This window comes from Stenotrophomonas sp. STEN029, from assembly GCF_056760015.1.
In genome coordinates, this window is record NZ_JBRREC010000005.1 from 1 (window position 1) to 22,486 (window position 22,486).

General features: G+C 65.5%; 9 protein-coding genes. 6 read left to right on the forward strand and 3 right to left on the reverse strand.

Annotation, left to right across the window (positions count from 1 at the left end):
* Positions 1-135: 135 nt before the first annotated feature.
* Entirely contained in the window at positions 136-1,608 is a 1,473-nt protein-coding gene (locus ACVOLI_RS02000) for a leucyl aminopeptidase (RefSeq protein ID WP_481533320.1), read from the reverse strand.
* Between the two features lie 105 nt (positions 1,609-1,713).
* Here ACVOLI_RS02000 and lptF point away from each other — a divergent pair, with 105 nt between their 5' ends.
* Positions 1,714-2,799, forward strand: a complete 1,086-nt coding sequence (gene lptF, locus ACVOLI_RS02005) for an LPS export ABC transporter permease LptF (RefSeq protein WP_481533321.1) — start codon at positions 1,714-1,716, stop codon at positions 2,797-2,799.
* On the forward strand, positions 2,796-3,902 hold the full coding sequence (gene lptG, locus ACVOLI_RS02010) for an LPS export ABC transporter permease LptG (protein ID WP_481533322.1): 1,107 nt from the start codon (positions 2,796-2,798) through the stop codon (positions 3,900-3,902). The genes lptF and lptG overlap by 4 nt, the downstream gene beginning before the upstream one ends.
* Positions 3,903-4,021: 119 nt before the next feature.
* Here lptG and ACVOLI_RS02015 read toward each other — a convergent pair whose 3' ends face one another.
* Positions 4,022-4,483 (reverse strand): RDD family protein, encoded by a 462-nt coding sequence (locus ACVOLI_RS02015; RefSeq protein WP_481533323.1) that lies wholly within the window; start codon positions 4,481-4,483, stop codon positions 4,022-4,024.
* Positions 4,484-4,554: 71 nt separating this feature from the next.
* Between ACVOLI_RS02015 and xerD the strand changes: the two genes are divergently transcribed.
* The gene (gene xerD, locus ACVOLI_RS02020) at positions 4,555-5,532 is read left to right on the forward strand and encodes a site-specific tyrosine recombinase XerD (protein WP_481533324.1); all 978 of its coding nucleotides are present in this window, start codon (positions 4,555-4,557) and stop codon (positions 5,530-5,532) included.
* A gap of 368 nt (positions 5,533-5,900) precedes the next feature.
* Entirely contained in the window at positions 5,901-6,680 is a 780-nt protein-coding gene (locus ACVOLI_RS02025) for a DsbC family protein (RefSeq protein WP_481533325.1), read from the forward strand.
* A 76-nt stretch (positions 6,681-6,756) separates the two neighbouring features.
* Here the strand turns inward: ACVOLI_RS02025 and ACVOLI_RS02030 are convergent, their stop codons facing one another.
* The gene (locus tag ACVOLI_RS02030; RefSeq protein WP_481533326.1) at positions 6,757-8,907 is read right to left on the reverse strand and encodes a glycosyl hydrolase family 18 protein; all 2,151 of its coding nucleotides are present in this window, start codon (positions 8,905-8,907) and stop codon (positions 6,757-6,759) included.
* Positions 8,908-9,224: 317 nt separating this feature from the next.
* Between ACVOLI_RS02030 and purL the strand changes: the two genes are divergently transcribed.
* Positions 9,225-13,106 (forward strand): phosphoribosylformylglycinamidine synthase, encoded by a 3,882-nt coding sequence (purL, locus tag ACVOLI_RS02035; protein WP_481533327.1) that lies wholly within the window; start codon positions 9,225-9,227, stop codon positions 13,104-13,106.
* Positions 13,107-13,918: 812 nt separating this feature from the next.
* Positions 13,919-22,396 carry an ESPR-type extended signal peptide-containing protein gene (locus ACVOLI_RS02040; protein WP_481533328.1) on the forward strand — a complete coding sequence of 2,826 codons (8,478 nt, stop codon included), beginning with the start codon at positions 13,919-13,921 and terminating at the stop codon, positions 22,394-22,396.
* The last annotated feature ends 90 nt before the right edge of the window (positions 22,397-22,486 follow it).

Below are 22,486 nucleotides of genomic sequence, written 5' to 3' on the forward strand. Positions count from 1 at the left end.
CCCGCCCCGGCGCCCGGCCGGCGGGGCGGCGGCCCCCCCCCCGCCCCGCCGCCCCCCCCCCCCCCCCCCCCCCCCCCCCCCCCCCCCCCCCCCCCCCCCCCCCCCCCCCCCCCCCCGGCTTTGTCCAGGACTTACTTAGGCAACGCGGTCCAGCAGCCACTGGGTCAGCAGGCCGACCGGGCGACCGGTGGCCATGCCGCGCTTGCCTTCATCGCTGGCGACGCCGGCGATGTCCAGGTGCGCCCAGCGCTGGCCTTCGGTGAAGCGCGACAGGAAGCAGCCGGCGGTGATGGCGCCAGCCCAGCGGCCGCCGATGTTGTAGACGTCGGCGAAGCTGGAATCCAGCATGCCCTGGTACTCGTCCCACAGCGGCAGGCGCCAGGCGCGGTCGAACACGTTCTCGCCGGCGGCGGTCAGTTCGTTGGCCAGGTCGTCGTGCTTGCTCATCAGGCCGGCGGTCTGGTGGCCCAGGGCCACCATGCAGGCGCCGGTCAGCGTGGCAACGTCGATCAGTGCGGCCGGCTCGAAGCGCTGCGCATAGGTGAGCGCGTCACACAGGATCAGACGGCCTTCGGCGTCGGTATTGCCCACTTCGATGGTCTTGCCCGACATCGAGGTGATCACGTCGGACGGACGGTAGGCGTTGCCGTCGATGGCGTTCTCCACTGCCGGGACGACCACCACCAGGTTCAACGGCAATTTGGCCTTGACCGTGGCGACGAAGGTGCCGATGACGTTGGCGCCACCGCACATGTCGTACTTCATTTCCTCGATGCCACCCTGGGTCTTCAGGTTGACGCCGCCGGTGTCGAAGGTGATGCCCTTGCCGACCAGCACGTAGGGCTTGGCGTCGCCTCCATTGCTCCACTTCAGCACCACCAGCTTCGGGCGGTTGGCCGAGCCACGGGCGACGGCCAACAGCGAGCCCATGCCCAGCGCTTCCATCTGCGCCTCGTCCAGGATCTCGGCTTCGGCACCGTCGTGCTCGGCGGCGAACTTGACCGAGGATTCAGCCAGATAGGCCGGGGTGCAGTAGTTCGGAGGCAGGTTGCCCAGCTCGCGGGCGTATTCCACGCCGGCGGCAATGGCCTGGCCCTGCAGCAGCGCGGTTTCGTCGCTGCTGGCGATGGCCAGCGACTCCAGGCCCGGGGCTTCCGGCTTCTTCTTGCCCAGGGTGGCGGTATAGCGGTAGCTGGCGTGGTTGGCGGTGATCACGGCCTGACGGACGTTCCAGGCGGCATCGCGACCAGCAACTTCCAGTTCGTTCAGGGTGAACAGCGCGCTGCGGGTATTGCCGCTCTTCAGGGCGCGGGCGGCGTCGCCGGCAGCCTTCAGGTACTGCACCACGCCGAACTTGGCCGGGTCGCCCAGGCCAACCACCAGCACGCGGGCGGCGCTGACGCCGGCCAGATCGTGCAGCAGGGTGGTGTTGCCGGTCTTGCCGCCAACATCGCCGCGCTCGACCAGGGCGGCCAGACGGCCGCCAGACGCTGCGTCCAGGGCCTGTGCGGCCGGGGTCAGCGACTTGTCAGAGAAGGCGCCAACAATGACGCAATCCACCTCGGCGGAGACCGGGGCGGCGTGGTTCAGGGTGAATTCCAGAGACATTGATCAGATTCCGTTGCCAAATCCGTACAATCGCAGGCTGTATACGCAAGGCCACCGAGGCCGGGCGTTCTGCGGACTAAACCGAGAGTTTAAACCACCGACCCTATGGCGAAGCTTGACCGCTACCTTCTGAGTGACTTCCTCCAGAGTTTTCTGGCCACTTTGACCGTACTTCTGGTAGTCAGCATGGGTGGTGTGCTGGTCGACATTCTCGGCCGTATCGCCGATGGCCGCATCCCGGCCGGCCTGATGCTGTCCCAGCTGGGCCTGCAATTCATCGTCTACCTGCCCATCATCCTGCCCCTCGCGCTGATGCTGGGGCTGGCCCTGTCGATCGCGCGGCTGTACCGCGATTCAGAAATGGCGGTGTTGACCGGTGTTGGCGTCGGTCCCAAGCGCCTGCTCAAGCCGATCCTGCTGTTGACGGTGCCGGTGGTGGCGCTGGTTGCGGGCTGCTCGCTGTGGTTGGGCCCCTGGGCCGACCGCAACGCGGAGCGGATGCTGCAGGAAGCCAGTCGCAGCATGGTTGTGGCCGGGCTGGAGCCGGGCCAGTTCACCCCGTTGGCTGGTGGCGGCATTGTCTACCTGTCGTCTTTGACGGGCGACGGCACCAAGATGGGCAAGGTGTTCATGCAGCGTCAGAAGGAAGGGCGTATCGACGTGGTATCGGCAAACAGTGGCGCGATGTTCTTCGAAGGCGAACGCCAGCGCTACCTGCGGCTGGAGGACGGCTACCGGGTCGAAGGCCCGGAGAGCGGAACCCTGGACTACCGGCTGATGCGCTATGCGCGCAATGAAGTTGCCTTGCCGGACCGCGAGGAAGTACGCGACCAGAATGACCCGGAAATGCTGACCACCGGCCAGTTGCTCGGCGATGACCGGCCGGAGGCCAAGGCGCAGTTGCACTGGCGCATCACCCCGCCGCTGCTGGCGCTGGCATTTGCCCTGCTGACCCTGCCGCTGGCGCGCAGCGCGCCGCGCCAGCAGCGTTATGGCCGCATCATGGTCGCGTTCCTCGCTTACACCGTGGGCGTGAGCCTGAGCATTCTTGGCCGCCAGTGGCTGGCCGCGGGCAAGCTGCCGGTCGATGCCGGCATGTGGTGGTTGACCCTGCCGTTGCTGTTGCTGGCCCTGTGGCTGTACTTCCGTGATGGGCGCTTGAGTCGCCGCCGTGCGGGAGCAAAGGCATGAGGTTGCTGCCGCGGATTCATGACGTCTATGTAGGCCGTACCGTGCTGCTCACGGTGCTGGTGGTGTGGATGGTGCTGCTGGGCCTGGACGCGATCATGGCCTTGTCCGGCGAGGCCGGGAAGATCGGCCAGGGCCATTACAGCTTCGGCCATGCCTTGGCGTGGGTGGCATATACCCTGCCGCGTCGTGCCTACACACTGTTTCCGATGGCTGCGGTGATTGGCGCGCTGATGGGCCTGGGCCAGCTGGCGGCGACCTCCGAGTTGACTGCGCTGCGGGCGATTGGCCTGTCGCGGCGGCGGATTGCGGTATCGGTGGCGATTGCGTTGTCGCTGCTGACCGCGTTGATGGTGGTCAATGGCGAAACCCTGGCGCCCTGGGCACAGGGCCGCGCCGATGCCTTGAAGGCCAGCGCCCGTTTCAATACCGATATGGCCACGGCCCGCTATTCGGGCCTGTGGGCGCGTGAAGGCGATACATTCCTCAATGCGTTGACCGGCGAAGAGCAGCTCAGCGCCGACGGTCAGTCGACCTTGCTGCTGCATGACGTGCGCCTGTACCAGCTGGGCGAAGACGGGCGCCTGTTGAGCCTGACCTATGCCAAGACCGCACGTCACGACAGCCAGGGCTGGGTGTTGGAAAGCGTGCGTCGCGATACCTTCGGCGAACGCTCGGTTGCGCGCCAGGAGCTGCCCAGCGAAAAGTGGGCCTCGCAGTTGGATGCCTCTGCGCTGGCTTCCGGCCTGGCCAAGCCGCGCAACCTCGGTGTTGGCGATCTCAAGACCAGCATCGATTACCGCAAGCGCAATGGCCTGGATGCGCGTGAGTACGAAGACACCTACTGGGGGCGCTGGTTCTACCCCTTGAATGTGCTGGCACTGTGCCTGGCCGCGGTGCCGTTTGCGTTTGGTTCGCTGCGCAGCGGCGGCATGGGCAAGCGCCTGTTCCTGGGCATGTTGTTCGCGCTGGGCTTCCTGCTGCTTCAGATGTTCTTCGGCCGCATGGCCGGCGCGCTGAAGTTTGATTACCGCATCGCCTATGCCTTGCCGCCGTTGCTGATGCTGGGCATCTCCGCCTGGCTGTCACGACGACGGGTTGGGTAGTGCGGGGTAGAGCCGAGCCATGCTCGGCTGAGGCTTTCCCGGTAACGCGTCTTGCCGAGCTGGGCGCGGCACTACATCTCGGCACTGAGGGTAAAGCCCCTGCCGAGCATGGCTCGGCACTACAGTTTCGTCAGCCTTGTGCCGCTCAGGCGGTCGTGCAGGGTCAGGCGCTCGCGGTCGAACAGCGCCCAGATGAAGCCGAAACCAGCCAATAGCAGCGACAGCGTGGCGAGTGCGTAGCGCTTCCACAGCTGCACCCTGCTGGGGGTTTGCCCGTCAGCGCTCTGCAGGCGCAGCCGCCACGGGCGCATGCCCAGGGTCTGCCCGCCGCGCTTCCAGCTCTCGGTGGCATAGAGGCCGGCAATCAACCAGCAGCTCAGCCATAGCAGCCATTGCAGTGCGCTGAAGGGATGGATGTTGTCGCGGCTGGCATGGCCGGCCAGGGTGTAGCCGACGGTGAACAAAGCCGACACCAGCATCCATAGCGCCAACACCGGCCACAGGTCGTAGAACAGCGCGGCCAGGCGGCGGAGCAGCAACGCGGAAGGGCGGGGCGTTTCGGCAAGGGCGGGTGTGCTCATGGGCCGAGCATACGTTCTGTGATGGCATGCGCGCATGGGCAGTCGTTCGTGCCGGGCTTATCCTTATGCCGATGTCCGCGTCCATGACTCCTGCCGAACGCCGCCAACTGGTGCAGCAACTGCCGCCATTGCGTGATGCCGATGACCGTTTGATCCAACGCTTTCTGGATGCGATCTGGGCCGAGAACGGCTTGGCCCGGGCTTCGCTGGAGAGTTATCGACGCGATCTTGAAGGTTTGTCGCGCTGGCGCGATGGCGCCAACGACGGCCTGGCTGGGATTGATCGTGCGGGCCTGTTTGATTATCTGGCCTGGCGCACCCGCCACGGCTGGACCGCGCGCAGCAATGCCCGCCTGCTATCGGTGCTGCGCGCCTTCTTCGCGCAGGCACTGAAGCGCGGGGAGCGCAGTGAAGACCCTGCGGCACTGCTGGAGTCGCCCAAGTTGCCACGCTCGCTGCCCAAGGCCTTGGCAGAGAGTCAGGTCGAGGCGCTGTTGGCTGCGCCAGATACGGAAAGCCCGGTCGGCCTGCGTGATCGCGCGATGCTGGAGCTGATGTACGCCGCTGGCCTGCGCGTCAGTGAGCTGGTCAACCTGCCGGCCAATGCGGTCAATCTGCGCCAGGGTGTGCTGCGGGTGACCGGCAAGGGCAGCAAGGAGCGGTTGGTGCCCTTGGGCGAGGAATCGCAGTACTGGCTGGAGCGCTATCTGGCCACGGCAAGACCACATCTCACGGGAGGCAAGCCGGTTGCGGCCACGTTGGCGGGGCAGGTGCCATTGTTTGTCGACATCGACCGTACCCCATTGAGCCGGCAGCAGTTCTGGGCCTTGGTGAAAGCCAGTGCGGCGGTGGCCGGTATCGACCCGGGCAAGATCAGCCCGCACGGACTGCGGCACAGCTTCGCCACCCATCTGCTCAACCACGGCGCCGACCTGCGCGCGCTGCAGATGCTGCTTGGCCACAGCTCCCTGTCCACTACCCAGATCTATACCCTGGTCGCCCGCGAACACCTGCAGAAGCTGCACCGCAAGCATCACCCGCGGGGGTGAAGTTGTAGGGTTTGTTTGAAAGCGGACAGCGAAGAGCCAACCCCTCCCCAGCCCTCCCCTACGCCTTCGGCGCAAGGGAGGGGGCAGAGGCATGGCCCTGCGCTTTTGGCGCAAGGGAGGGGGCAGAGGCTTACCCCTGCGTCAGGGGGCAAAGGGGTAGTGCCGAGCCATGCTCGGCAGGGGCTTTCCCAGCGAAGCCCGTAGGAGCGGCGTTAGCCGCGAAGCAGAGGGGGTGTCAGGTTGCGGTTGATGCCTGTGCTCAGGGATGGGTGGCTTCGCGGCTTACGCCGCTCCTAAAAGCCGGGGCCGCTCCCACGCCGATTCGGGCGGTGTGCGAGAATCCGGCTGTTCTCTTTCGATGGGTCGTCATGTTCCGATTTGCCATTGCCGCGCTATTCGGCGCGCTCAGCCTTACTGCCTGCGCGCAACAGCCCGCAGCTCCCAAAGCCGCTGCCAGTGCCGCTGCCTCCCCGGCCGATGCCGCAGTCGAAAAGCAGGTGCGCGACGCGCTCAAGGAGCTGGATCCCAACCTCAAGCCGGAGTACATCGGCGCGGCACCGTTTGCGGGTTTTCGTGAGGTGCTGGTGTCCGGGCAGGTGCTGTACGTGACCGATGACGGCCGTTATCTGCTGCAGGGCACGCCCTACGACATCGAGAAGAAGGGCCAGGCCACCAGCCCCGGCCTGCTGGCTTACCGTCGCAATCTGCTGCAGACGCTGCCGCATGCGGACCGCATCGTGTTTGCACCGCCAAATGCCAAGCACACCATCAGCGTGTTCACGGATATCGAGTGCGGCTACTGCCGCAAGCTGCACCAGGATATCGCCGAGTTGAACCGCAACGGCATCGCCGTCGAATACCTCGCGTTCCCGCGCATGGGCCTGGCCAGCAAGGACGCCACCGACATGATCTCGGTCTGGTGTGCCAGTGACCGCAAGGCCGCGTTGACTGCTGCCAAGTCCGGCCAGCCGGTACCGTCCAGGAATTGCACCAACCCGGTGGCCATGCAGTACAACCTTGGCCAGCAGCTGGGTATCAACGGTACCCCGGCGATCTTTGCCGCCGATGGCAGCCAGCTTGGTGGCTACCTGCCGCCGGCACAGCTCAAGGCCACGCTGGATCGCCTGGAAGGTGGCGGTAGCCGCTGATAGCCATGCGCGACAAGGCTTGAACAGACAACGCCCCTTCCGGTAACGCGAGCGGCGTTGTGGTTTTGGCAGTTGCTTACTTCAGGCCGTTGCTGATGCTGTTGACCAAGGTGCCCTGGGTGTCGTCACCGCTGAACTCCCAGAAGAACGCGCCGCCCAGCCCCTGGGCTTTGACGTAGGTCATCTTGCGGCCGAGCATTTCCGGCGTGTCGACGCTCCAGAAGGTGTTGCCGTCATACAGCCACGTCGCCTGCGCAATCGGGTCGGTATGCACCGGCCAACCGAGGTTCTTCAGCACCTTCCAGTCCTCGATGCCGGCCTCGAACCTGCCGCTTGCCGGCCGCCCGCTCTGGTACAGGCCGTTGTTGGTTCGTGCCACGCCCGTCCAGCCGCGGCCATAGAAGCCGACGCCGATATTCAGCTTGGCGGCCGGGACGCCGCGTTGCAGGTAGGCCTCGATGGCGTCGTTGCTGTTGTACAGGGCAGCGTCGCCGGTTGAAGGATCTGCCGGGGAGTGGAACAGGGCGGTGTGGTGATTGGTGGTGCCGGCCCAGGCGCCATGGAAGTCGTAGGTCATCACATTGATGAAATCCAGGTGGCGGTGATAGGCGGCCGGGTCGGTCGGGCGGATCTTGTCGATGCCTGCACCCACGGCCACGGTCAGCAGCAGGCCGGGACGCACGGCATCCAGCTGGCGGCGGAATTCGGCCAGCAGGGCGGTGAAGTTGTCGCGGTCGGCGGGTGTGCCGCAGCCCAGGCCGCAGGCGGCCGGGTACTCCCAGTCGATGTCGATGCCATCGAACACGCCTGCAGCTACTCCTTTGCCACCGGCATGGTCGGTGAACGGCAGATTGCCCTTGATGTAGGCGTCAATGCAGGAGGCGACAAAGGCCTGGCGGTTCTCCGGGCGTGCGGCACTGGAGAAACCACGTGACCAGGTCCAGCCGCCGAGCGAGATCAGCGTCTTGAGCTGTGGGTACTTGGCCTTGAGCTGCTTGAGCTGGTTCCAGTTGCCGCGCAGCGGCTGGTTCCATTGGTCGGCGACACCGCTGACGCTTTCGCTGGCGCCAAAGCTGCGGGTGTAATCGGCATAGGCGTCGCCGCCCGCGCCGCTGGCCGGATCGGCGGCCTGGGTGATGCCAACCTCGCAGCGGTTGTTGCGGACGTTGCCGAAGGCATAGTTGATATGGGTCAGGTGCGCCGCCGAACCGCTGCTGTCGATGTTCTTGACGCGGTAGTTGCGGCCGTAGATGCCCCATTGGGTGAAGTAGCCGATCACCCGCTTGCCGCCGGCGCCTGGAGTGCCGGGCCCGCCTGGTTTTCCTGGTTCGTTGCCGCCGCCGTCCTCGGCCAAGGTACTGGCGCTGACAATGGCGCTGAGCGCGGAGGCGTTGCCGGCCTTGTCGCGGGCACGCACGGCATAGCGATAGGTGGTGGCCGGGGTCAGCGCGGTGTCGGCATGCTGGCTGCTGACAGTCGAAGCGACCTGCGTGCCGTCCCGGTACAGGTCATAGGCGGCGATGCCGCTGCCACCGGGGTTGTCGCTGGCAGCATTCCAGCGCAACGCAATGCTGGTCGGGGTGCTCGCTTCTACGCGGAGCCCGTCCGGGATCGAGGGTGCGGTGCTGTCCTTGTCCGGAGCGGTGACCGTCACGTTGACCGTGGCCGAGGTGGTACTGGCACCGCGGTCATCGGTGGCGATGGCGCTGAGCAGATGGTTGCCGACAGTGGCGTTGTGCCATGCAAGGAGGTAAGGAGCGCTGCCGACGCTGCCCATGGATTGGCCGTTGCGGAAGAACTCGACCCTGCGGATGCTGCCGTCGCTGTCTGTCGCCACTGCGCTGAAGGTGATGCTGCTGCCGGCGTTGAAGGTGCTGCCTGCACTGGGCGCGGTCAGACGGACCTGCGGCGGCTGGTTGGCTGCTGGTGCGCCGTCATCACAGCGGCCCAGATTGTCGTAGTAGCGGCGGCCTGCGGGGTGGTCCGGTGGTGCGTTCCAGATGGTCTGGCGTGCCTGGTACAGCGTGCCGCTTTTCTGCAACTGGTTGCCGGGCTGGTAGATCGTGGTTCCCAGCCAGGGCTTCACCCCTGCACAGTTGGCGGCCTGGGCTGCCGGTACGACGCTGCCGGCCGCAAACACCAGGGCCAGGGCCCGGCCCAGCCGCGGCCTGCGGGCGAGCTGGCAGGTATATCGGGGCCGGAAAGGGCCTGTGGGATGGTCCGTCATGGTGGGTCTCCTTCTTTGGTGGGGCGATGGTTGTGCGTTGTTCCGGGGCACGCCTTCGGCGGGGCGGGCGCGGCTGCGCCCGGCCTTGGGACGAGGAAAATGCTTGCTGGGCCCGGATCTGGGCCGTTGCACCAGCACGCAGGTGCCGGTCGAATGAGGATAACGTTGTCAAAAAAGGCGGCACGGTTTGGCCTGCGCAGCTGACTGTCGGTGTGAACCGCGTCATCCCTGAGGACTTCCGGTAGTCGGGCTGCTGAGGCTTGGGGCGGCCGAGTCCGGTACAATCGCGGGCCGATTCCCACCATGGTCTCCCGGACATGATCGTCCTCGAGGGCGCAGCTGCCCTTTCGCCGTTCCGCCGCGAACGTCTTGAATCCCGCCTGCAGTCCATTGCCGCCGATCTGCGCATCACCGGTGCCTGGCACGTCTATTTCACCCAGGCTGCCGATGCCGGCGCGGTCGACCAGACCACGCTGGGCCGCATCCTGCAGGGTCAGCCACAGGCTGCAGAGCGCGCCGATGGCGCAATCTCGCGCTATGTGGTGCCGCGCCTGGGCACGCTGTCGCCGTGGTCGAGCAAGGCCACCGAGCTGGTACGCGGCGCCGGTCTACCAATCCAGCGCGTTGAACGCGGTACCCGCATCGACCTGAGCGGCTGGCCGTCCGATCCGGCGCAACAGGCTGCACTGGCCAAGTTGCTGCACGATCCGATGACCCAGTCCCTGCTGGAAGACATCGACCAGGCCCAGGCGCTGTTCGCAAACGTCGGCCGCGGCACTCTGGAGCGCATCGCCCTGGACGATCTGGAAGGCGCCAACAAGCGCCTCGGCCTGGCCCTGGCCGATGACGAGATCGACTATCTGCGTCAGCGTTACAGTGAGCTTGGCCGGGATCCGTCCGACGTCGAGCTGATGATGTTCGCGCAGGCCAATTCCGAGCATTGCCGGCACAAGATCTTCAATGCCAGCTGGACCATCGATGGCAACGAGCAGGACCGCTCGCTGTTCAAGATGATCAAGAACACCCACCAGCAGACCCCGCAGCACACGCTCAGCGCGTACAGCGACAACGCCGCGGTGATCGAAGGTGAACCGGCCGCGCGCTATCGCCCGGACCCGGCCACCGGCAAGTACCGCAGCGAAGCGGTGGTGCCCAGCGCGTTCCAGATCAAGGTGGAAACGCATAACCACCCGACCGCGATCGCGCCGTTCCCGGGTGCCGCGACCGGCGCCGGTGGCGAGATCCGCGACGAGGGTGCCACCGGTCGCGGCGGCAAGCCCAAGGCTGGCCTGACCGGCTTCTCGGTCTCGCACCTGCGCATCCCGACCCTGCCGCAGCCGTGGGAAGCGCCGCGCGCGCTGAACCCGCGCATGGCGCCGGCCTTGGACATCATGCTCGACGGCCCGCTCGGCGGCGCCGCGTTCAACAACGAATTCGGTCGCCCGAACCTGCTCGGTTACTTCCGCAGTTTCGAACTGCCGGAAGACGGCATCACCCGTGCCTACGACAAGCCGATCATGCTGGCTGGCGGCCTGGGTGCGATTGATCGCGTGCAGGTCGACAAGCTGCAGCTGCAGGCGGGCGACGCGGTGATCGTGCTCGGTGGCCCGGCCATGTTGATCGGCCTGGGCGGCGGTGCGGCCTCGTCGGTGGCCTCGGGCGAGAGCGCCGAAGACCTCGACTTCGCCAGCGTGCAGCGCGACAACCCGGAAATGGAACGCCGCTGCCAGGAAGTGATCGATCGTTGCGTGGCCATGGGCACGAACAACCCGATCAAGTTCTTCCACGACGTCGGCGCCGGTGGCCTGTCCAACGCCATTCCTGAACTGCTGCACGACTCCAACGTCGGTGGCGTGATCGACCTGGGCAAGGTGCCCACCGACGATCCCTCGCTGTCGCCGCTGGAGCTGTGGTGCAACGAGTCGCAGGAACGTTATGTACTCGGCGTGGCGCAGGAGCGCCTGGCCGAATTCGCAGCCATCTGCGCGCGCGAACGCTGCCCGTTCGCCGCCGTCGGCGTTGCAACGGCGGAGGAGCACCTGGTCGTTGCCTATGGCGCGACCCCGGGCAACACCCCGGCCGATGCACCGATCGACCTGCCGATGGACGTGCTGTTCGGCAAGGCACCGAAGATGCACCGCGACACCGTGCATCCGCCGGCACCGCGCTGGCCGTCGCTGAAGACCGCCGGCATCGACCTGCATGACGCCGGTCTGCGTGTGCTTGCACACCCGACCGTCGCTTCGAAGAGCTTCCTGGTCACCATCGGTGACCGCAGCGTGGGTGGTCTGACCGCGCGCGAGCAGATGATCGGCCCGTGGCAGCTGCCGATGGCGGATGTTGCAATCACCCTGGCTGGGTTTGACACCTACGCCGGCGAAGCGATGTCGCTGGGCGAGCGTACGCCGCTGGCACTGTTGAACGCCGCTGCATCGGCACGCATGGCGGTGGGTGAAGCCATCACCAACCTGTGTGCCGCACCGGTGACCGCGCTGGATACGGTCAAGCTGTCGGCCAACTGGATGGCCGCCTGCGGCCACAACGGCGAAGACGCGCTGCTGTACGACGCCGTCAAGGCCGTCGGCATGGAGCTGTGCCCGCAGCTGGATATCAGCATCCCGGTGGGCAAGGACTCGCTGTCGATGCAGGCGCAGTGGCAGGCCGATGGCCAGGCCGAGAAGTCGGTGTCGCCGGTGTCGCTGGTGATCACTGCGTTCGCCCCGGTCAGCGATGCCCGCCAGCAGCTCACCCCGTTGCTCGACCGCGAAACCGAAAGCGAGTTGTGGTTGATTGGCCTGGGCGCTGGCAAGCAGCGTCTGGGCGGTTCGATTCTGGCGCAGACCCAGGCCGATCACAGCGCGCTGCCGGCATTCGCCGGTGATGTGCCGGATCTGGACGACCCGCAGCGCCTGCGCGCGTTCTTTGAACTCATCTGCGATGCACGTGAGTCGGGCCTGTTGCTGGCCTACCACGACCGCAGTGACGGCGGCGCGTTCGCCGCACTGTGCGAAATGGCATTCGCCTCGCGCATGGGCCTGGACATCGTGCTCGATGCCTGGGGCGATGATCCGTTCCGCAGCCTGTTCAACGAAGAACTGGGTGCCGTGGTGCAGATCGCCAAGGAAGACCGCGCTGCGTTCGCCGACCTGGTCGAACGCCACGCGCTGACCGAATGCGCACAGCGCATCGCTCGCCCGACCACCGCACCGGTGGTGCGCGTGCAGCTGGCCGGCGACAGCGTGGTGGAATGGCGCTGGGAAGAATTGTTCGATGCCTGGTGGTCGGTGACCCACGCCATGCAGAAGCTGCGTGACAACCCGGATGCGGCTGACCAGGAGCGTGCGATTGCACGCAACTTCAACGCGCCGGGCTTGAAGCCGAAGCTGGCATTTGATCCGGCCGACGACGTCGCTGCACCGTTCATCGCCAGCGGCGCACGGCCGAAGGTGGCGATCCTGCGCGAGCAGGGCGTCAATGGCCAGATCGAAATGGCCAATATCTTCGAGCGCGTTGGTTTCGACGCCTACGACGTGCACATGAGCGACCTGATCGAAGGCCGCGTGCAGCTGAGCGACTTCCGCGGCATCGCTGCCTGCGGCGGTTTCAGCTACGGCGACGTGCTGGGTGCAGGCCGCGGCTGGGCAACTTCCATCCTCGAACGTCCGGCACTGCGTGAGGCCTTCGCGGCCTTCTTCGCCCGCCCGGATACCTTCGCGCTGGGCGTGTGCAACGGTTGCCAGATGATGAGCCAGCTCAAGGACATCATCCCCGGTGCCGAGCATTGGCCGAAGTTCCTGCGCAATGCCGGCGAGCAGTTCGAAGCACGCACCGCCTTGCTGGAAGTCGTCGAGTCGCCGTCGATCCTGTTGCGTGGCATGGCCGGCTCGCGCCTGCCGGTGGCCGTGGCACACGGCGAAGGCCGTGCCGAGTTCGACAGCGCGGTGGACCAGGCAGCAGCCAGCATCGCGCTGCGTTACGTCGATGGTGATGGCCGCGTGGCCACCCAGTACCCGCTGAATCCGAACGGTTCGCCGGACGGCATCACCGGCCTGACCACCAGCGATGGCCGCGTCACCATCCTGATGCCGCACCCGGAACGCACCCCGCGCACGGTCAACCTGAGCTGGGCGCCGAGCAGCTGGGGCGAAGATTCGCCGTGGCTGCGGATGTTCCGCAACGCACGGGTATGGTGCGGCTGAACAGGCAGGAACGCCGATAGGTAGTTTCTGTGCGTAGGAAGTCAAAGAAGCCCGCAGGTCACAGCCTGCGGGCTTTTTCCGTTCTCGGATGTCGTTTTGTGCGTGGATACATGCAGCGCTGATGAGGGCCGAACTGCAGGTTCACCGGGGGGGCGTGGATTGTCTGTGTTCGGGGCAGAGCAGTTTTGCTCCCGGTGAATGGTCAATTCGTTCTCGGCTGACCAGACGGTCGGGAGTTGAATGCCGCCTGTGTCAGTGAAGGGTGCCAGCAACTTGACGCTTCGGGAGCCTTGCCAGTCCTTTTTCGCGCCCAGAGATGGACTTGTTGGCGCAACTTGCCTTGCTGCAATGCAACTGTCCACCGTTCTTTAAGGAAGATGAATCCTTTGCTCCAGAGGAATCGACGGGAGTCGGGAAACGATTGCAGTCCAATGGTTTCGGTTCCCACGGCGGTCCCTTCATCGAGTGGGATGGATGTCCATGTCTGACTGCTTTCTCGGGACTAGGAGACTGTTTCAAAAGTAAATTTTCGAAAATCTCACCAAATTGAGAGATCTGAGAGATTCATCTCAAAAACTGAGATTTGAGCCAAAAGTTTGACGAATCATGAATCGTCGATTAAGACTCCATCCATCCCGTAGTCGCCCGACAGGTATGGAACCAGGGGGGTAGACCACGACAGGCGTGAGCCTCACGTGCCCAGCAGCAGCGGGACCGGGACCACAACACCACAGGGGGATCGTTGGGCACGCCAGTCCAGCGATGGGGTTTTCTGCAAGCGAAAAAACCCGTCCACTTGAGGAGCAGCAGCGATGAACCGGATCTACCGCAAGGTATGGAACAAGGCATTGGGGCAGTTGGTGGTGGCGTCGGAGTTGGCATCGTCCAGCTCGGCCGGTGTGGTCATGGATGAGCGGCATAGCGCCGGGATACGCCTGCAAGCCTTGTCGGTTGCCGTTGCGTTGGGTCTGGGAGCAAGTGCCTGGGTAACAGCGGCGCAGGCACAGTCGGTGGAAGTGGGCGGTAACGCGCAGTGCATGGTGCTTGGCAGCGCAACCCTGGTGGATTGCGCCATCGCCAACAGCGCCGATGCATCGGGCGCGAACGCGGTGGCCATTGGTGCTGGCACGGTGGCTTCGGCTGCAGGCAGCGTGGCATTGGGGGCTGGCTCCATTGCTGATCGCGCCAACACGGTATCGGTCGGCTCGGCTGGCAACGAACGACAGGTCAGCAACGTCGCTGCCGGTACTGTCGGAACCGATGCGGTGAACCTCGATCAACTCAATGCGGCCGCAGACGGCGCACTGTTGGCGGGTCGCTATTTCAAGGCCAATGGTGCAGCTGATGGCAGCGATGATGCGGTGGCCAGCGGCGAAGGTGCGATGGCTGCAGGTGTCGGCTCGCTGGCAAGCGGCGTGGAAAGCACCGCGGTAGGCAGCTATAACGTGGCTGCAGGCGACTATTCCAGCGCGGTGGGGTATGTAAATACCGCCAACGGTGAGAACAGTTCGGCAGTCGGCAATTTCAATCAGGTTGATGGTGCCAACAGCAGCGCTTTCGGTGCCGGAAATCTTGTCGATGGTGACAATGCGATTGCCCTGGGCAGCAACAGCATCGCCAGTGGTGATGGCAGCGTGGTGATCGGCGATGGCGCCTACGCGGCTGCCGATGACTCCACTGCGGTCGGCTCCGGCAGTCTTGCCAGCGAGCTGGGCAGCACTGCCGTCGGCAGCGGTGCAGAAGCGACAGGTGCCTATGCAAGCGCGCAGGGCAGCCAGGCGCTTGCTTCCGGGCAGCAGGCAACGGCTAGTGGCTTCCGCGCCGATGCCAGCGGTCGCGGCACCACTGCGCTGGGCGCCTACAGCTCCGCCTCCGGTGACCTTGCTTCGGCAGTGGGTTATGGCGCTGATGCCAGTGGCGACTATGGCGTTGCGATGGGCCTGGGTGCTTCCGCCTCGGCCACCAGCACCACGGCGGTGGGTGAATCGGCGATTGCGTCGGGCGAGGAGTCGACTGCGGTGGGTGGTACCACCTTCGGTGGGTTCATCAGCACCGAAGCATCGGGTACCGGTGCGTCGGCGTTCGGCAATGGTGCGTGGGCGATCGGTGAGTACGCCACCGCGATAGGTTTCAACAGCTGGGCCGATGCGGACGATTCCACCGCGCTTGGCCAGAGCGCCACCGCGGCGGCCGCCAACAGTGTCGCCATCGGTGCGAACTCCTGGGCCGATCGCGAGAACAGCGTGTCGGTGGGTGATGTTGGCAGCGAACGCCAGATCACCAATGTCGCTGCCGGTACTGAAGGCACCGACGCGGTGAACAAGTCGCAGCTCGACGAAGTGGCGGCAGTTGCCGAAAACACCAGCAAGTACTTCAAGGCGACCGGCAGTGCCGACAGCGATGCCGGTGCCTATGCGGAGGGCGATAGTGCCATCGCAGCCGGCGAGGCTGCCAATGCGATCGGCAACGGTGCATCGGCTTACGGCACCGGCGCAAATGCCTTGGCTGACAACAGTGTTGCGGTCGGCACCAATGCACTGGCAACCGGTTCCGGCAGCATCGCGCTGGGCCAGAATGCAAACGCCGAGAACGGCGACAGCATTGCCATTGGTACTGATGCCTCGGTCAGCGAAGGTGCCTTCATGGCCATCGGCGCTGGTGCCAACGCGCAGGGCCTGTTCTCCGCCGCCATGGGTACCGATGCGCAGGCTGCAGGCTTTGCTGCTACCGCAATCGGCACATCGGCCTGGGCAACCGGTCGTCAGGCTACCGCACTGGGCTTCGGTGCCTACGCCGATGCGTGGCAGGCGGTGGCTGTTGGTAGCGGCGCTTATGCAACGTTCTTCGGCACGGCGATCGGTACGTTTGCCGAGGCCGCTGACGTGGCGACTGCGGTAGGCCAGAACGCAATTGCGGACATCGCAGGTGCTGCGTTCGGCGTACAGGCGCGTGCAGGCTTGACCGGCGTCGCAGTCGGCAACAATGCCGCCACCGGTGAGCTTGGTGTTGCAGTCGGCTTCAACTCGCTGGCCGGCCAGGATTTCTACAGCGTCACCGAAGGCAAGCACACCACCGCGCTGGGTGCGGAGGCGTGGGCGACCGAGGACGGAGCCACCGTCGTTGGTTACAACAGCTATGCACAGGCGCAGAACGCGGTGGTGCTGGGCTCCAATGCCTGGACCAGCAAGGACGCAGAGAACAGCGTCGCGCTGGGTGCCGGTTCGTTCGCTGACCGTGCCAACACGGTTTCGGTCGGGGCGGCGCAGGAATGGACCGATTCGGCCGGCGTCGTCCACGCCGCTGTTGATCGTCAGATCGCCAATGTCGCCGCCGGTACCGAAGGCACCGATGCGGTCAACGTCGATCAGCTCACTGCCGTCGCGGAAGGCGCAGAGCTGACCGCGCGCTACTTCAAGGCCAACGGCGCCGCCGATGGCAGTGACGACGCGGTCGCCAGCGGCGACGGTGCAACCGCTGCCGGGGTCGGCTCGCTGGCAAGCGGTGCGCAGAGCACCGCGGTTGGCAGCTACAACGTCGCCGCCGGTGACTACTCCAGCGCCGTCGGTTACGTGAACACCGCCAACGGCACCAACAGCTCGGCGGTAGGTAATTTCAACCAGGTGGATGGCGAGAACAGCAGCGCATTCGGCACGGCCAACCTGGTCGATGGTGCCAATGCGATTGCCTTGGGCAGCAACAGCGTTGCCAGCGGTGACGGCAGCGTGGTGATCGGTGATGGCGCATTGGCCGATGCCGATGACGCGATTGCCGTAGGTACGGGCAGCGTTGCCAGCGGCGACAGCAGCAGTGCCTTCGGCGAAGGAGCGGAAGCCTCGGGCGCGTTCGCTACTGCGCAGGGCGCACAGTCGGTGGCATCTGGCCAGCAGGCGTTGGCAAACGGTTTCCGTGCCGAGGCCAGCGGTCGTGGCACCACGGCAGTCGGCAGCTATGCGGTTGCCTCCGGTGACCTCGCTTCGGCGGTCGGCTACGGGGCCGAGGCCAGCGGCGACTACGGCGTTGCGATGGGCCTGGGGGCAGCGGCTTCGGGCGTCAGCACCACCGCAGTCGGTGAATCGGCGATTGCCTCGGGTGAGGAATCGACTGCGGTTGGCGGCACCACCTTCGGCGGTTTCATCAGCACCAAGGCCTCCGGCACCGGCACCGCGGCATTCGGCAATGGCGCCTGGGCAGTGGGTGAGTACGCCACCGCCATTGGCTTCAACAGCTGGGCCGATGCCGACAACTCCACAGCCCTGGGCCAAAGCGCGGTGGCCGAAGCGGCCAACAGCGTCGCCATCGGTGCCAATTCCTGGGCTGATCGCGAGAGCACCGTCTCGGTAGGTGACGTCGGCAGCGAGCGGCAGATCACCAATGTCGCCGCCGGCACTGAAGGCACCGATGCGGTCAACAAGAACCAGCTGGATGAAGTGGCCGCGGTAGCTGGCAACACCAGCAGGTACTTCACTGCCACTGGCAGCGCCGACAGCGATGCCGGTGCCTACGCGGAAGGCGATAGCGCTACCGCTGCGGGCGAAGCCGCCAATGCCATCGGCAACGGCGCGTCGGCTTACGGTACAGGCGCCAATGCGGTGGCCAACGGTGCAACCGCAGTTGGCATGAATGCCTTGGCCGCCGGCCAGAACAGTGCCGCATTCGGCCAGAACGCCGAGGCCACCGGCCCGGCGGCGGTGGCCGTCGGTGGCAATGCAGTGGATGCCAATGGCAATCCATTGATCACGTTTGGCGGACAGCCGGTGACGACCGGTGCGACCAGCGCAGGCCTCGGTGGAACTGCGCTTGGTGCAAGTGCCAGTGCGGAGGGCTTCGCCGCCACCGCCACCGGTCTGGGCGCGTTCGCTCAGGGAGCGCAGTCCTCCGCATTTGGCGCGGTGGCCAATGCAACCGGTGACTACAGCACGTCGGTAGGTAGCCAGAGTGCTGCGTCGGGCACCAGCAGTGTTGCGGTAGGTGGTCCGATCGACCTCATCCCGGGGCTTGGCTTCTTCGTTGATACCCAGGCCAGTGGCGAGGCTTCCACGGCGCTGGGCGCTGGCGCAATCGCTTCGGGTGATTACGCTTTGGCGTCGGGTGCATTGAGCGAAGCTGCGGGTGCTGAATCCACGGCTGTCGGCTACTTCGCCTATGCAGCGGGCGACAACGCCAGTGCGCTGGGCGCGGAGAGCTGGGCCAGCGGTATCAACAGCACGGCAGTTGGCTTCTACAGCACCAGCCTTGGCGCAGACAGCACCGCCTTGGGTGCGAATGCCACCGCGGGCGCCGCCAACAGTGTTGCCCTGGGCGCAAATTCGCTGGCAGATCGTGCCGATAGTGTGTCGGTTGGAGCGGAGGGCGCGGAGCGCCAGATCACCAATGTTGCTGCAGGCACCGAAGGCACCGATGCGGTCAACGTTGATCAGCTCAATGCCGCAGCCGAAGGTGCACTGTTGGCCGGGCGTTATTTCAAGGCCAATGGCGCTGCCGATGGCAGTGATGACGCGATTGCCAGCGGTGACGGTGCAACCGCGGCTGGTGTTGGCTCGGAGGCCTCCGGCGCACAGAGTACGGCCGTCGGCAGCTACAACGTCGCCGCTGGTGATTACTCCAGCGCCGTCGGCTACGTGAATACCGCCAACGGCAGCAACAGCTCGGCATTCGGCAACTTCAACCAGGTAGATGGAGAGAACAGTAGTGCGTTCGGCTTTGCCAACCTGGTGGATGGTGACAACGCCATCGCACTGGGCAGCAACAGCGTGGCCAGCGGTGAGAGCGCCATCGTGATCGGCAACGGCGCCAGTGCCTTGGCAAGCGGTGCGGCGGCGATTGGCATGAATGCCGTGGCCAGTGGCCAGAACGCAGCGGCCTTTGGCCAGAACGCACAGGCAACCGGCCCGGGCGCGGTTGCCGTCGGTGGCAATGCCGTGGATGAAAATGGCGATCCGCTGATCACCTCCAATGGTGAACCGGTGCAGACCGGCGCGACCAGTGCGGGTGTCGGCGGTACCGCACTTGGTGCCAGTGCCAATGCCCAGGGTTTCGCCGCTACCGCAACCGGTGTTGGCGCATGGGCGCAGGGTGATCAGTCCACCGCGAGCGGTGCGGTCGCCAATGCGGTTGGCGACTTCAGCACCGCCACCGGTTCGCAATCGTATGCGGAAGGTGCTGGCACCACCGCCGTCGGCTATAACGCGGCCGCCTACGAGGACGGCAATGTTGCGGTCGGCCGCAATGCTTCTGCACTGGGCGAAGGCAGCCTGGCGATTGGTGATGGTGCCGAGACGGGTTTCGGCTTGTTCGGCATTGGCGCGACCAATGCGGTAGCGATCGGCAGCGGCAGCTGGGCGTTTGGTGATGATGCAACCGCGGTGGGTGCGAACGCCTGGGCCTTCGGTCAGCAGAGCACGGCGATTGGTACCGGTGCCGAGGCGGGTGCCACCAACTCGGTGGCGCTGGGTGCAGGCTCCATTGCCGGCCGCGACAACAGCGTATCGGTGGGCGATGTGGGCGCCGAACGGCAGATCACCAACGTGGCCGCCGGTACCGAGGGCACCGATGCGGTCAATAAGGACCAGCTCGATGAAGTGGCCGCGGTAGCGGCGGAAGGGCAGACCACGGCCAAGTACTTCAAGGCCACCGGCAGTGCCGACAGTGATGCCGGTGCGTACGCCGAAGGCGACAACGCCACGGCCTCCGGTGAGGCGACCAATGCGATTGGCAACGGCGCATCGGCGTTCGGCAGTGGCGCCAATGCAGTGGCTGACGGCGCAACCGCAGTCGGCATGAACGCCTTGGCCAGTGGCCAGAACGCAGCCGCATTCGGCCAGAACGCACAGGCGATGGGCCCGGGTGCAGTGGCTGTGGGTGGCAATGCGGTGGATGCCAACGGTGATCCACTGATCAACGTCGGCGGTGAGCCGGTGCAGACCGGTGCTACCAGTGCTGGCGTCGGCGGCACCGCGTTGGGTGCCAGTGCCAACGCCGAAGGCTTCGCCGCCACCGCAGCCGGTGTTGGTGCATATGCCAAGGGTGACCAGTCCACCGCGAGTGGTGCGGTGGCCAATGCACTTGGCAACTACAGCACCGCGACCGGCTCGCAGAGCTACGCCGAAGGCGTTGGGACCACCGCGGTTGGCTACAACGCGGCTGCCTACGAAGACGGTAATGTCGCCGTGGGCCGCAATGCGTCGGCGCTGGGCGAAGGCAGCCTGGCGATTGGTGATGGTGCCGAAACCGGCTTTGGCTTCTTCGGCATCGGCGCGACCAATGCCGTGGCCATCGGCAGCGGCAGCTGGGCCTTCGGTGATGATGCGACCGCGGTGGGTGCCAATGCCTGGGCCTTCGGCCAGCAGAGCACCGCAGTTGGTACTGGTGCCGAAGCCGGCGCCACCAATTCGGTGGCGCTGGGTGCAGGCTCCATTGCTGATCGCGCCAACAGCGTGTCAGTGGGTGATGTGGGTGCCGAACGGCAGATCACCAATGTCGCTGCGGGTACCGAGGCAACCGATGCGGTCAACAAGTCGCAGCTGGATGCGGTGGCCGAGGTCGCAGGCGAGACTAACAAGTACTTCCAGGCATCCGGTGATGGCGTGGCAACTGCCAGCGGTACCAACGCGGTTGCATCGGGCTCGGGTGCGGTTGCCAGTGCCGAGCGCAGTACCGCCTTGGGTGCCGCCAGCACCGCCAATGCCAATGGCGCGACTGCGGTAGGTGCCGATGCATCGGCACGTGCCAGCAACAGCACGGCGCTGGGCCGGCAGACCTCGATAACTGCAGTCAACGGTGTCGCCATCGGTTACGGCGCGTTCGCCAGCAACGGCGTCAACAGTGTCGCAATCGGTGCGGGTGCTGGCGTCTCAGGCGCCAATTCGGTGGCCCTGGGCGCTGGTTCGCGTGCAGTTGAAGCCAACGTGGTTTCGGTAGGTGGCGGTAACGGCAGCAATGGCCCAGTGACGCGTCGCATCGTCAATGTCGGTGCAGGGCGTATTGCCGAAGGCAGCACTGATGCGGTGACCGGTGGTCAGCTGCATGTCACCAACCAGCGGGTCGGTGCGGTGGAGACGCGCGTTACCGACATCGATGGTCGTATCGGCAGCATCGAGGGCGTGACCGCTAATGCGGTGACCTACGACGACGCCAGCCGCGACAAGCTGACTTTGGCTGGCATCCAGGGAACCACGCTGGACAACGTCGCTGCCGGTGCCATCGCCGCTGGCAGCATGCAGGCCATCAATGGCGGGCAGCTGTTCCAGTCGCTGGGCAATATGGCCAGCTTCCTCGGTGGCGGTGCCGGCGTGGGCATGCAGGGCATGTTCGTCGCACCGACCTATGTCATCCAGGGGGCCAGCTACAACAACGTGGGTGCAGCGTTGTCGGCGCTCGACGGCCAGGTTACGGCCATCAACAACCGTATTGCCAGCAACGGGAATGGAAACGGGAACGGGAACGGGAACGGGCATGGCAATGGAAACGGTCATGGAAATGGCAACGGCAACGGCAACGGCAATGGCAATGGCAATGGCCCGCGAGCAGAGACTGCTGCGCCGGCTGCGAGCACTGGCGTAGCGCTGGGCGAGCAAGCCAAGGCCAACAGCGTTGCGGGTAGCGCCATCGGCAACAACAGCTATGCACATGGCCCGAACGACACCGCGATTGGTAGCAATTCCCGCGTCAATGCCGACGGCAGCACCGCGGTGGGTGCCAATACCAGCATCGCGGCGGTGGCCACCAATGCGGTGGCGGTGGGTGAAAGTGCCACCGTCAGCGTTGCCTCCGGTACGGCGATTGGCCAGGGTTCCAGCGTCACTGCAACCGGTGCCGTTGCCTTGGGCCAAGGGTCGATTGCGGACCGTGCCAACACGGTGTCGGTCGGTAGCAGCGGCCATGAGCGGCAGGTCACCAACGTTGCTGCTGGCACGCAGGCCACCGATGCGGTCAACAAGGCGCAGCTGGATAGTGGCATCACCGCCGCCAATACCTATACCGACACCAAGTTCAGCAGCATGGCCGACAGCTTCGACATCTTCCGTGGCGATATCGACAAGCGCTTGCGCCACGTCGACCGTCGTCTGGATCGTCAAGGCGCGATGAGCGCGGCCATGTTGAACATGGCTACCAGTGCTGCGGGCGTGCGCACGCAGAACCGGGTCGGTGTCGGTGTCGGCTACCAGGGCGGCGAATCGGCACTGTCCGTGGGCTACCAGCGTGCCATCAGTGATCGCGCCACCGTCACCTTGGGTGGTGCCTTCAGCAGTGACGACAGTTCGGTCGGCGTTGGTGCCGGCTTCGGCTGGTAAGCGGTTTGGTCTTGCCCCCGCCTGCTGCGGCGGGGGCTTCCAGGTTCATCGCCAGGAGCCGTGCTGCCCCCGCAGTGCGGCTGTTGCGGG

Excerpts from the sequence above, each read along its gene's own strand:
- ACVOLI_RS02015 (WP_481533323.1), bottom strand. The coding sequence starts at position 4,483 with ATGAGCACACCCGCCCTTGCCGAAACGCCCCGCCCTTCCGCGTTGCTG.
- ACVOLI_RS02000 (WP_481533320.1), bottom strand. The coding sequence starts at position 1,608 with ATGTCTCTGGAATTCACCCTGAACCACGCCGCCCCGGTCTCCGCCGAG.
- ACVOLI_RS02025 (WP_481533325.1), top strand. The coding sequence starts at position 5,901 with ATGTTCCGATTTGCCATTGCCGCGCTATTCGGCGCGCTCAGCCTTACT.
- ACVOLI_RS02040 (WP_481533328.1), top strand. The coding sequence starts at position 13,919 with ATGAACCGGATCTACCGCAAGGTATGGAACAAGGCATTGGGGCAGTTG.
- xerD (WP_481533324.1), top strand. The coding sequence starts at position 4,555 with ATGTCCGCGTCCATGACTCCTGCCGAACGCCGCCAACTGGTGCAGCAA.
- ACVOLI_RS02030 (WP_481533326.1), bottom strand. The coding sequence starts at position 8,907 with ATGACGGACCATCCCACAGGCCCTTTCCGGCCCCGATATACCTGCCAG.
- lptF (WP_481533321.1), top strand. The coding sequence starts at position 1,714 with ATGGCGAAGCTTGACCGCTACCTTCTGAGTGACTTCCTCCAGAGTTTT.
- purL (WP_481533327.1), top strand. The coding sequence starts at position 9,225 with ATGATCGTCCTCGAGGGCGCAGCTGCCCTTTCGCCGTTCCGCCGCGAA.
- lptG (WP_481533322.1), top strand. The coding sequence starts at position 2,796 with ATGAGGTTGCTGCCGCGGATTCATGACGTCTATGTAGGCCGTACCGTG.